The organism is Pseudarthrobacter sp. MOO13 (assembly GCF_058267655.1).
Map to the genome: position 1 here is coordinate 2,404,542 of NZ_CM177848.1, position 12,261 is coordinate 2,416,802.

Annotated in this window: 7 protein-coding genes; 2 read left to right on the forward strand and 5 right to left on the reverse strand. The window is 69.5% G+C overall.

From position 1 onward, the window contains the following. Positions 1–16 precede the first annotated feature (16 nt). Positions 17–2,701: a bifunctional acetate--CoA ligase family protein/GNAT family N-acetyltransferase gene (locus AC4EEO_RS11125; protein WP_133832243.1), complete on the reverse strand. Its 2,685-nt coding sequence runs from the start codon at positions 2,699–2,701 to the stop codon at positions 17–19. A gap of 76 nt (positions 2,702–2,777) precedes the next feature. Here AC4EEO_RS11125 and AC4EEO_RS11130 point away from each other — a divergent pair, with 76 nt between their 5' ends. Then, positions 2,778–5,291 (forward strand): DNA gyrase/topoisomerase IV subunit A, encoded by a 2,514-nt coding sequence (locus AC4EEO_RS11130; RefSeq protein WP_491329742.1) that lies wholly within the window; start codon positions 2,778–2,780, stop codon positions 5,289–5,291. Between the two features lie 40 nt (positions 5,292–5,331). Here AC4EEO_RS11130 and AC4EEO_RS11135 read toward each other — a convergent pair whose 3' ends face one another. Continuing rightward, on the reverse strand, positions 5,332–6,132 hold the full coding sequence (locus AC4EEO_RS11135) for an ABC transporter permease subunit (RefSeq protein ID WP_018761095.1): 801 nt from the start codon (positions 6,130–6,132) through the stop codon (positions 5,332–5,334). Beyond that, positions 6,122–7,108 carry an ABC transporter ATP-binding protein gene (locus AC4EEO_RS11140; RefSeq protein ID WP_491338853.1) on the reverse strand — a complete coding sequence of 329 codons (987 nt, stop codon included), beginning with the start codon at positions 7,106–7,108 and terminating at the stop codon, positions 6,122–6,124. Before AC4EEO_RS11140 ends, AC4EEO_RS11135 begins: the two co-directional genes overlap by 11 nt. Before the next feature lie 69 nt (positions 7,109–7,177). On the opposite strand from AC4EEO_RS11140, the gene AC4EEO_RS11145 reads away from it, so the two are divergent. After that, a complete protein-coding gene (locus AC4EEO_RS11145; protein ID WP_018761093.1) occupies positions 7,178–7,696 on the forward strand; it encodes a DinB family protein in 519 nt (172 codons plus the stop codon). Positions 7,697–7,737: 41 nt separating this feature from the next. Here AC4EEO_RS11145 and cydD read toward each other — a convergent pair whose 3' ends face one another. Beyond that, the gene (gene cydD, locus AC4EEO_RS11150; protein WP_491338854.1) at positions 7,738–11,193 is read right to left on the reverse strand and encodes a thiol reductant ABC exporter subunit CydD; all 3,456 of its coding nucleotides are present in this window, start codon (positions 11,191–11,193) and stop codon (positions 7,738–7,740) included. Between the two features lies 1 nt (position 11,194). Further along, positions 11,195–12,244 (reverse strand): cytochrome d ubiquinol oxidase subunit II, encoded by a 1,050-nt coding sequence (gene cydB, locus AC4EEO_RS11155; protein WP_491329739.1) that lies wholly within the window; start codon positions 12,242–12,244, stop codon positions 11,195–11,197. Between the last annotated feature and the right edge of the window lie 17 nt (positions 12,245–12,261).

Consider the following 12,261-nt stretch of genomic DNA (forward strand, 5'->3'; position numbering starts at 1 on the left):
TCACTTGCTAACCGCCTCAGCCCAGCATTGCCCTGCGGGCACTGTCTGTCCGCTGCGCCGCGTTGCCAATCCGCACGTCAGCGGCGAGGATCGTGGCCCCGGACGTGCCGCACAGGACGGGGTTGAATTCCACGAGCGCGATCTCCGGGTGGTTGTCCTTCATCCAGGCCAGCCTGGCGGCCAGGTCCTCAAGGGCCGGCACATCAACGGCCGGCAGCCCTTGGTACCCGAACAGTTTCCTTGATGCCCTGGGGGCACGGATGAAGTCGTGGACGTCGGCGGCGGACAGCGGCGGAACCCGGTGAGCCCAGTCGTCGAGCAGGTTGACGGCGTCACCGGCGAGGCCGAACGAGATCACCGGGCCAAGCAACGGGTCTTCGATGGCCCGGAAAGTGCAGGCCTGGCCCACCGGTGCCATGGACTGGACCTCAAGGGCCGGGTCACCGTAGGCCGCGAGCGCCCGCCGCATCTGCGCCACGTTCTGGCGCAGCGACTCGGCGTCCTCGATGCCGAGGCGTACCCCGCCCAGGTCCAGCCGGTGCCGGAGGGCCGGGTCCGTGGTCTTCAGTACGACGGGCCAGCCGAGGGCTTCCGCGGCCTGCACGGCCTCATCCGGTGTGTTGAAGGCTGTCGACGGCAGGACGGTGATGCCGTAGTGCCCCAGGAGGGACGCCGCTGCTGCCGGTTCCAGTTGCTTGAGCTGTTCACCGGTGACGTCCCGCAGCAGCTCGTCGAGTTCGGCCTCGGCCTTGCGGGGATCGCAGCCGGCCGGTTCCACGAAGTGTCCTTGGTCGCGGGCAGCCCACTCCGCATACCGCACCACGGCAGCAAGGGCAGCAACGGCGGCGCCGGGGTTGGAGAAGCAGGGAACAGTGGACCCGTCGGCGCCCACCAGGCCCTCCACGTTGATGGCGGGGTCCAGGATGCCGGTGAAGGCAGCCACCACCGGTTTCCCCGCCGCGGCCGCACACTCCGCCAGGACCCGGGCCACGGCGTCTACGGTCAAGCCCCTTGCGGGCAGCAGGGCTGCGACGGCGGCGTGCACGGTATCCGAGGCCAGGGCGTCAAGGAGTGCCTTCCGCAGCGCTGGCAGCGCCACCGACTGGCCCGTGTCCAGGTCGAGGCCGGAGACCACCTGGGCAACGCCCAGCCCGTGCGCCACTGCGCTGTCCGCCACCACGTTGCCGAGGGCCTGGGAGTTGCTGAAGATGGCGACGTCGGGCCCGGCCGGAAGCGCCTGGCCCGACACCACCTGGGCAACGTCCACGAGCTCTTCCACGGTTTCCACGCGGATCACGCCCGACTGGCGCAGCATGGCGTCCAGGGCACCGGCCGGTGCCTGCGTGGTCCGGACGGCGTGCCCGGGCGGCAGCCGCAATCCCATGGTGTCCGACTTGGCAACGATCACCGGCTTGGTGCGGGCCAGGCGCCGGGCGATCCTGGAGAACTTGCGCGGGTTGCCAATGGACTCCAGGTACAGGCCCACGGCGGTGGTATCGCCGTCGTCCTCCCAGTACTGCATCATGTCGTTGCCCGAAACGTCTGCCCGGTTGCCGGCCGAGAGCAGGCTGGAGAGCCCCAGGCGGCGCCGGCTGGACGCCGCGTACAGCGAGACGCCGATCGCCGCTGACTGGCTGAACAGGCCCAGCCCGCCACGCAGCGGCATGGTGGGAGCCATCGACGCATTCAGCGACACGTCCGGGTGCGTGTTGGCGATGCCCAGCGACGCCGGGCCGATCACGCGCATCCCGTTGGCCCTGGCCTGGCGCACCATGGCGCGCTGCCGCAGGAGGCCGCGTTCGCCGTCGTCCGCGAAGCCTGCCGTGGCCATCACCACGCCCTTTACCCCGGCGGCTGCGCAGTCTTCCATGACGCCGGCCACCTCCTCGTAAGGAACGGCGACGATGGCCAGCTGGACGGGTTCTGGAACTTCGGAGAGCCTTCCGTAGGACATCATTCCCGCCAGTTCCAGCGCCTCCGGGTTGATCGCGTATACGGACCCGTGGAAGCCGCCCTCGATGATGTGCTCCAGCAGCTGGTACCCCACGGTGCCCCACTTGCGGCTGGCACCGATGACGGCAACGGACGACGGCGCCAGCAGGCCCCGGACGCTCCTCGCCTCGGCGCGGTGTTCGCGGGATTCCATGACGGCACGCGATTTCTCGGTAGGCTCCACGTTGAACTCAAGGCTGACGACGCCGTCATCGAAATGCCGCTTGACGTCGTAACCGGCGTCGGAGAACACCATCAGCATCTTGCGGTTTTCCGGCAGCACCTCGGCGGTGAACTTGCGGATCCCGTTTTCGTGCGCGGCGGCGGCCAGGTGCTCCAGCAGGATGGAGCCGATGCCCCTGCCCTGGTGGGCGTCGGCGATGTTGAAGGCCACCTCTGCCTCGGTGGGGTCGGCGAGGCGGTCGTAGCGGCCGATACCGATGATCTCGCCGTGGATGGTGATGACGAACGCCACCCGGTCCTTGTAGTCGACCTCAGTGAAGCGCTTGAGTTCCTTGGCGGACAGCCTGGCCTTGAACGCAAAGAAGCGCATGTAGATTGAATTCTGCGACTGCCGGGTATGGAAGGCCTGGACAGCGTCGGCATCCGACGGGTGGATGGGCCGCAGGTGCGCCGTTCCGCCGTCACGCAGGACGACATCGGCCTCCCAATGTTCCGGATATTCGCCGTCCCCGGGCTGATCCACCATAGGCTTAGCCTAGCCAAGAACTCCCGCAGCATGCCCGAAAAGCTGCAAGCACCCCCAGAAGGATCCACCAAACCCCATGGCCCGCCGCCAAAGTTCAAAACCCATCGTGGAAGACACCTACACGGAGAACATCGTCGATATCGATGTCACGTCCGAAATGCAGGGCTCCTTCCTGGAGTACGCGTACTCGGTGATCTACTCCAGGGCACTCCCGGACGCCCGCGACGGGCTCAAGCCGGTGCAGCGCCGCATTCTGTACATGATGAGCGACATGGGCCTGCGCCCGGACCGCGGCCACGTCAAAAGTGCCCGCGTGGTGGGCGAGGTGATGGGCAAGCTGCACCCGCACGGGGACGCAGCCATCTATGACGCCATGGTGCGCATGGCCCAGGACTTCTCCTTGCGGCTGCCGCTGATTGACGGGCACGGCAACTTCGGCTCGCTCGACGACGGCCCGGCCGCGCCGCGGTACACCGAGGCACGGATGGCGGCGGCGGCCCTCACACTCACCAACCACCTCGATGAAGACGTGGTGGACTTCGTCCCGAACTACGACAACCAGTTGACGCAGCCGGACGTCCTGCCGGCAGCCTTCCCCAACCTGCTGGTGAACGGGGCCACCGGCATCGCCGTCGGCATGGCCACCAACATGGCCCCGCACAACCTGGTGGAAGTGATCGCGGCCGCCCGCCACCTGATCGCCCACCCGGACGCCACGCTGGAGGACCTCATGCGGTTCGTGCCAGGCCCTGACCTGCCAAGCGGCGGCAGGATCGTGGGCCTGGACGGCATCCGGGACGCGTACGCCACCGGCCGCGGCTCCTTCAAGACCCGGGCCAAGGTGGAGATCGAGCAGCTCACGGCACGCCGCACCGGCCTGGTGGTCACCGAACTGCCGTACATGGTGGGCCCGGAAAAGGTCATCGAAAAGATCAAGGACGCGGTCAACGCCAAGAAGCTGACCGGCATCAGCGACATCGTGGACCTCACGGACCGCAAACATGGGCTGCGGCTGGTCATCGAACTGAAGAACGGCTTCAACCCCAACGCCGTCCTGCAGCAGCTGTACCGCTACACGCCGATGGAGGACTCCTTCGGCATCAACAACGTCACCCTGGTGGACGGCCAGCCGCAAACCCTGGGCCTGGTGGACCTCCTCTCGGTCTACGTCAACCACCGCATCAACGTGGTGCGCCGCCGCACCGTCTTCCGGCTGGGCAAGAAGAAGGACCGCCTGCACTTGGTGGAGGGCCTGCTTATCGCCATTGTGGACATCGATGAAGTCATCCAGATCATCAGGTCCTCGGACGAGGCCGCCGCCGCCCGCGAACGGCTGATGTCCATCTATGACCTCACCGAGGTCCAGGCCAACTACATCCTGGAACTGCGCCTGCGCCAGCTGACCAAGTACTCCCGGATCGAGCTTGAAAAGGAGCAGGACGAGCTCCGCCGCGAGATCGCGGAACTGCAGGCCATCCTGGACTCCGAGGAACTGCTCCGCACGGTGGTTTCCGACGAACTCGGCGCGATCGCCGAGGAACACGGCACCCCGCGCCGGACCGTGCTGCTGGAATCCGAGGCCGTGTCCCCCACCGTCGCCGCCGAGCTCGCAGCGGCCCCCGGGAAGGGCAAGGCAGCCCCGCTGGCGCTGGAAATCGCCGACGACCCCTGCTGGGCGATCCTCACCGCGTCAGGGCAGGTGGCGCGGACCAGCAACCAGGAGCCCCTCGCCGAAGCAGGGCCCCGGAACAAGCACGACGTGTACGCATCGGTGGTCAAGACGTCGGCACGCGGCGAGATCGCGGCCGTCACCTCGCTGGGCCGCATGCTCCGGCTGCAGGTCATGGACATGCCCGTCCTGCCGCCGGTATCCGGGCTGCCCAACCTGGCCGGCGGCGTGCCGGCCAAGGAATTCCTCACCCTGGTCAAGGGTGAGTCCCTGGTGGCATTCGTCCGGTTGGATGAGGTCCTGGCCATCGGCACCGCCCAAGGCGTGGTGAAGCGCGTGCAGCCGGACTACCCGCTGAACCGCGAAGACTGGGAAGTCATCACCCTCAAGGACAAGGATTTCGTGGTGGGTGTGGCTCCCGCCGGCACGGATGACGCCGAGCTGGTCTTCGTGACCAGGCAGGCACAACTGCTGAAGTTCCCCGCCGCCGTCGTCCGCCCCCAGGGGCGCACCGCAGGTGGCATGGCCGGCATCAAACTGGCTGCGGGTGACCAGGTGATCTTCTTCGGCGCGGTCCAGCCGAACGATGCCGCCGCCGTCGTGGTCACCATCGCGGGGACCAACGGCGCCCTTCCCGGCACTGCGCCCGGGACCGCCAAGGTCACCGCCTTCGATGAATATCCTGCCAAGGGACGCGCCACCGCGGGCGTCCGGGCACACCGGTTCCTGAAGGGCGAGGACACGCTCCTGCTGGGCTGGGCAGGACATGGGCCGGCCAAGGCGTCGTCCGCGGCCGGCGTGGCACGGTCACTACCGCAGGAGCATGGCCGGCGCGACGGCTCGGGTGTCCCCCTGTCCCAGGCTGTGGAGGTCGTGGGACCTGCCATGGCGTGGGAGCCGGAACCGGCCGCCGGAGACTAGCAGCCGTTGCCGGGGACCCACCCGGCGTTCAACCCGGGGGTTACCCGGCCACGTCACGGCGGCGGAAACCGGCGACGGCGAGCGCCACGAGCACGGCGATGGTGGCTGCCGACACCAGGACGCTGTCCCAGGCGGTGCCCTGCCGCAGCGGATCGTGGCCGATGTACTGGAAGAACGGTGACACCTGGTGGATCCGGTCGAAGGCATCCACCAGCGGGGCGAGCGCGTTGACGATGTAGGCGAGCACCGCCAGGACGGCGGGTATGCCGCGGCTGAGCCCGGTCCGTCCGGTGCCGGCCGACAGCGCCAGGGCAAGGCTGCCAAAGACAACACCCAGCAAGGCCAGGTGCAGCATGGCGGCGGCCACTTTGTCGGCCGGCAGGACCATATCCACCAGTCTGCCCTCCAGCACCAGCGAAACGCCCATGACGGCGGCCAGCAGGAAGGTGCCCAGGGCCATGGCCGCGAACTTGTCCACTACCACCCTGCCGCGGCCCACCGGGTTGGAGAGCAGCAGGTCCATGGTGTGCCGGTCCTCTTCCCCGCCGATGGCGCCCGCGCCGGCGCTGACGGCGTAGATCAAGACGGCGATGGGTCCCATGAAGGACATCAGCTCCACTTGGATGTATCCCGTGGGGGTGGACATATCCGCGCTGGAGGTGGCGAACAAGGAGCGAAACGCCTCGGGCATCTGGTCGATGAAGCCGCTGATGGACGGTTGGGACTGGACCGCCGGCCACACAGCAGCGTACATGGCGACGATCAGGGCCAGGGAGACGGCCCAGGCCAGCAGCGTCCTGCTTTGGTCGCGGAGCGTTTTCACCAGGACGTTAGCCAGCATGGCGCGGCCCTGTCCCCGCTGTGTCCAGGGCATCGGCGCCGCCCTGGTCCGAGCCGTAGTAGGTCAGGAAGGTTTCCTCCAGCGGAGCCTCGGAGCACTCAAAGTCCTCCACGTCCCGGGCGCTCACCAGCTTCAAGAGTGCATCCAGGGCCGACTGCGGGGCGTTGCAGCTGAGCGAGCGGCCATCCACCGTCAGGTCCCGTACGCCCGGGACACCCGCGAACCCTGCCGCGGACACCGTGGTGGTGAACCGGGCCCGCACCCGGTGCAGGGACCGCGCAGCGAGATCCTGCAGCCGCTCCACCGCCACGAGCTTCCCCGCCCGGACCACTCCGATCCTGTCCGCGACGCGTTCCACCTCCCCCAGGACGTGCGAGGAGAAGAGCGCGGACCCGCCGCCGGCCGTGTGCTCGCGGAGGATCGAGTGGAATACCTGCTGCACCAGGGGGTCGATCCCGCTGGTGGGCTCGTCCAGCACCAGCAGCCGTGGACTGGACATCACCGCGAGGACAACGGCAAGCTTCTGCCGGTTTCCGCGCGAGAGGGTGCGGGCCTGCCGGTTCAGGTCCAGGTCGAGCCGGTCCGCCAGCTCGGCGGCGCGCGGGGCATCGTCCCGGTTCCGCAGGTGGGCGCAGTACGCCACATGCTGGTGGCCGGTCAGGCGGTCGTAGAGCGCCGGCTCTCCCGGTACATAGCCCACCAGCCGGTGGACGTCCCGGGCCTGCCGCCAGGCGTCCAACCCCAGCACCGCCGCTGTGCCGGACGTGGGCCGCAGCATGCCCATCAGGAGCCGGATGGTGGTGGTCTTGCCCGCCCCGTTGAGGCCCAGGTACCCGAAGACCTCTCCCGGCCCGATGGTGAGGGTCACGTCGTCGAGCGCTGTGTTCCGGCCGAACCGCTTGGTCAGGCCGGACAGCTGCACCATGCTGTCCGCATCCACTGGTGCTCCCGCATCCCGGCGGCCATCCGCACTCATGCTGCAAGGCTAGGCAGGCGTCCCCTGGCGTCCCAGAGTCTTTCGGCCCGGACCCCCTAGACTGCTCTCATGCCTATCGTTCCTGATGAAAAGGACTGGACCTGGGTCCTGTCCCGCACCTGCCCGGAATGTTCCTTCGACGCTTCCACCGCGACCCCGGCAACCGTTCCCGGCATCATCGAAAGCATGCTGCCCCGGTGGCGGGCCGTCCTGCGCCGGCCGGATGCGGCCGAGCGCCCGGACGACCGGACGTGGTCCGCACTGGAGTATGCCTGCCATGTACGGGACGTCTTCAGCCTCTTCGACCACCGGCTCAACCTGATGCTCGCCGAGGACGGCGCCCGCTTCGAGAACTGGGACCAGGACCTGACCGCGGAGGAAAAGGACTACGCCAATTCCGATCCAGCCGAGGTGAGCGCCGAACTGGCCGCCGAGGGGCACCAGGCCGCGGATGCCTTCGCCGGTGTCCGCGAAGAAGACTGGGCACGGAAGGGCCTGCGCAGCAATGGATCCGAATTCACGGTCCTGACCCTGGCCCAATACTTCCTGCACGACGTCGTCCACCACCTGCACGACGTCGACGGCTAGCGGCGCGGGCAGCCGAGCTAGCAGCGGCGCGGGCAGCAGGCTCAGCGCGACGCTGGCACGCGGTCCCCGGGCACGCCGGACACGGCCGGAAGTTCCAGCCGGGCGTCCGTCCCGGCGATATCCGCCCCGTTGTGGGTTACCAGGACCACGGTACGGTCCCGCAGCCCCCTGCGAAGGTCCGCCAGCATGGCTGCGGCAGCTTCCGCATCCAGGTGGGCGGTGGGTTCGTCCAGCAGGATCACGTCCGCGCCGGTCAGCAGAGTCCGCGCCACGGCCAGGCGCTGCCGTTCGCCACCGCTGAGGAAGGCGCCGCCGGGGCCGATCCTGGTATCCAGGCCGGCAGGCAGCCTCTCCACCAGCCCGTCAAGTCCCACGGCGGCCAGCACCGCGCCCAGGTCATCATCGGAAACCGGTGGCCCACCAGTCCCGGCGGCACACCCCAGCAGCAGGTTGCCCCGGATGGTGGAATCGAAGAGGTGGGCCTCCTGCGGGCACCAGGCCGCGCGGCCGGACACCTGGGCCCGGCCCGTCGCCGGCGCCAGGAAGCCGAGCAGGACGGAGAGCAGGGTTGATTTCCCCGAACCGGACGGCCCGGTGACTACCAGCCAGCGGCCGGGCTCCGCCACGGCATCCAGCCCCGTGAAGACCGGGGGCCCATCCGGCCATGCTGCGGCCAGCTCCGTCAGCGCTATGCCCGGGGCGCCGCCGTCGCGGGCCGGGAGGGCGTGCAGCCCGGAGGTATCCCCGTCCGGAGAGGCCACGCCCGCGCCGCTGCCGGACGGGCCGCCGTCCAGGGCCCCGGACTCCCCCACCCGCTGCAGGACCTCACGCAGGGCAGGAAACTGGCGCACCGCCGTCGTCATGGCTGCGTAGGGTTCCACGAGCGCGAGCAGAAGCAGCACCACCACGGCTGCCGTGGCCGGGGCAACCCGGGCAGCCAGTACGTCGTGGCCGGCAAGCCAGGCAGCGGCCAGGGCCGCGGCCCCGCATCCGATGGTGGCAATGGCGTGTCCCAGCCCGTCCGCCCAGGCGGAGCGCCGCGAGGCGTCCGTCGCATCCCGGTCCTCGGCCCGGAGCGACTCGAGCACGGGTGCTGCCAGGCCGTTCGCGTGCAGGTCTGCCCGGGCGTCCAGCGCCGCCGCTGTCCGCCGCAGCACACCGGAGCGCAGGGACTGCTCGGCAGTGGCCGACCGCCGGTCCCCCCACAGGGCGGCCGCCGGCGCGAGCAACAGGCCACCGGCAGCTGCGCCGATCACCGCCGGCAGCGCGGCGGGCACCAGGATTCCCGTGGCAGCCAGGGCCAGGGCGGACACTGCGACCGCCGTGACGGGCGGCAGGACCACGCGTGGCAGGAGGTCGCGGACGGTGTCGACGTCGTCAATCACCGTTCCCAGCACGTTGCCGCCCTGCAGGAGCCGGCGCAGCGACAGGGCCCTCCGGCTGAGGGATTCCCAGAGCCTGCCGCGCAGGCGGGTGAGGGCGGCGAAGACGGCATCGTGGAGCAGCAGCCGTTCCCAGTAGCGGAGCACCGCGCGGCCGATGCCAAAGAACCGGACGCCCACAATAGCGGTCAGCAGGTAGAGGATGGGCGGCTGTTCGCTGGCCCGGATGATGAGCCACCCGGAGAGGCCCGACAAGGCGACGGCGAAGATGGCCGCCAAGGTGCCCACCACGGCTGCGGCCGCAAATTTGCCGCGCACCGGTTCCAGGAGCGCCGCGAGGAGTCCAGCCGCGCCCGAGGTGGACCGGGCAGTACGGTTGGTGCCGCTGCGGTCAGTGCCGGGTGCGCTCGACGCGGCATCAAGGGATGAGGGGTCTTCGGACGGCGGATTGCCCGTGCCGGCGTAAGCGGCCATGACCGGGGCATGCGGGGGCTCGTGCGGTTCCACGGCCTGCCCGGGACCTGCCACCGGAACCAGCTGGTCCGCAAGGTGCCGGGTGCGGTGGTTGTGGGCCACCAGGATCACGGTCACCTGGCCGCGGAGTCGGCGGATGGCATCTTCGACGACGGCGGCGGACGCGTCGTCCAGATGCGCGGTGGGTTCATCGAGCAGCAGGATCGACGCCCCGGCATCAATCCTGGCCAGTCCGCGGGCCAGCGCCACCCGGCGCAGTTCCCCGGGGCTCAGCTCCGCCTGGTGTTTGGCCGCCAGGTGGCCGGCGCCTGCCCGCTCGAGGCAGCTCCGGGCGGCATCTTCGGCGGCGAACCGGTCCGGGCCGTGGCCCGGGTCCCGTGTCAGGTACAGCAGCACCTCGTCCAGGACCGTCGGGGCCACCATGACGGGGTGTTGCGGCACCCAGGCAATGGCAGCGCGGTCCAGTCCCCTGATCGAGCCCGAAATACTGGTGCCGTTGCCCGCGCCGACTGTCCCGGCCAGGACGCCGAGGATGGTGCTTTTGCCCGCACCGCTGGGGCCGTCAAGGGCGGTGATCCTGTCAAGCGGCGCGGTGAAGGTGAGGGGCCCGACGGCGGTCCCGGACCGCCCGGCATAGCGCACCGTCAGGCCGGTCACTTCGAGGGGGGCGCCCGGCCGGCCGGCTTTGGCGGCGGGCAGCGGTGCCGCCTCGGGGGCGCCGGTCACCGCTGCCGCTTCCGCCAAAGCCACGCGGCCATCGTCACTGGCGTGGTGGGCGGTGCCCAACTCCCGGAGCGGGAGGTAGCAGTCCGGTGCCAGGAGCAGCGCCAGCAGGCCTGCCTCCAGCGGCATGTCCCCGTGGACCAGGCGGACGCCAATGAAGACCGCCACCACTGCCACCGAGATGGTGGCGATGAGTTCCAGCGCCAGCGCGGAGAGGAATGCGGTGCGAAGGGTGCCCATCGTGCGGGAGCGGTATTCCTCGGAAATCTCTTCCAGGGCTTTGCGCTGCGCGGTGGCACGGCCCAGGCCCACCAGGACCGGCAAGCCCTTGGCGAGTTCGAGCATGTGCGCTGACAACCGTGCCAGCGACGCCTGGGCCTGGCGCACGCTGTCCTCGGTGTAGCGGCCTATCAGCACCATGAAGACCGGGATCAGCGGGACCGTGAGGACGATGACCACGGCGCTCACCCAGTCCGCGAAGAGGATCCGCGCCCCCAGGAGCAGCGGGATGGCCGCGCAGTTGACCAGGGCGGGCAGGAACTGGGTGTAGTAGTTGTCCAGGTCGTCCAGTCCGCGGGTTGCCAGCACCGCCAGGCCTCCGTCGCCGGGCCCGGATCCGCGGACGCCGGTGCGGAGGGCATGCTCCAGCAGCCCGGCGCGCAGCTCCTCCTTGACCCCCAGGGCGGCGCGGCGGGCCGCGACGGCCTGTCCCCAGACGGTCAGGGACCTTAGCACCACGCCGGCAAGTCCGGCGGTGATGTGGGTTCCCCACGCGGGGTTGCCGGCCACCAGTCCGGCCAGGACGGCTGCCACCGCCTGGCCGATCAGGACGAGCGAGAGTGCCTTGAGCGCCGCCAGGACCCCCAGCCAGTAGATCGCTGACCGGGTGGACGGGCCTGCTGGGAACGTTGGCCGCACGTCAGCCCTTGATGGTGAACGCCTTGGCGGCCACGGCCGGCAGGAAGCTGTGGGCTTCCGGGATGTGGGCGGCGCTGACGCGGCGGCGGAACACCCAGTAGGTCCAGGCCTGGTACGCGATCACCAGGGGAAGGCCAACGGCTGCGACGATGCTCATCAGGCCCAGGGTGTAATCCGAGGAGGAGGCGTTGGAGATGGTCAGGTCAAAGGCACTGTCCAGCGTGGAAGGCAGCACCACCGGAAACACCGCCCCGAAGATGGCAGTGGTGCCCAGCACCAGGAAGGCGCCCAATGCGAGGAATGCCCGTCCCTCGGAGCCCTTCCGGGCCAGCAGCCAGGCCGTTGCGGCAGCGCCCACGGCGAGGACGACGGCGGCCCAGGTCCAGGGCTTGCCGTCCATGAACTGGATGGCAAGGGCCCATGCGGCAATCGGCAGGAGCAGGACAGGCAGGAGCCGCACGAACCACCGGCGCGCACGGTGCCGCACGTCGCCGTCGGTCTTCAGGGCCAGGAAGGCCAGGGCGTGCAGCAGGGAGAATCCCACCACGGCCGCACCCCCCAGCAGGGCGTAGCCGCTGAACCATGCCAAGGGGCCACCTTCCCGGTCGCCGTTGGCGTTCAGCGGCAGGCCGGTGGTGGTCAGGGCCAGGGCGGCTCCAACGCCGAAGGCCGCGAAGAAGGAGCCCAAGGCAATGGCCCAGTCCCAGCGGTTCCGCCAGCTGTCGGTATCCACCTTGCCTCGGTATTCGAAGGCCACGGCACGGAAGATCAGGGCCAACAAAACCACCAGGAGCGGCAGGTAGAGCGCGGAGAACAGGGAGGCGTACCAGAGCGGGAAGGCCGCGAACGTTGCGCCGCCGGCGGTCAGCAGCCACACCTCGTTGCCGTCCCATACGGGTCCGACGGTGTTCAGGAGCACCCGGCGCTCGGTGTCGTTGCGGGCGAAGATCTTCATCAGCATCCCGACGCCCAGGTCGAAGCCCTCCAGGAAGAGGTAGCCGGTCCAGAGCACCGCGATGGCGATGAACCAGATGGTGGGAAGCAGTTCCATTGTTCGTTTCCTCTGCT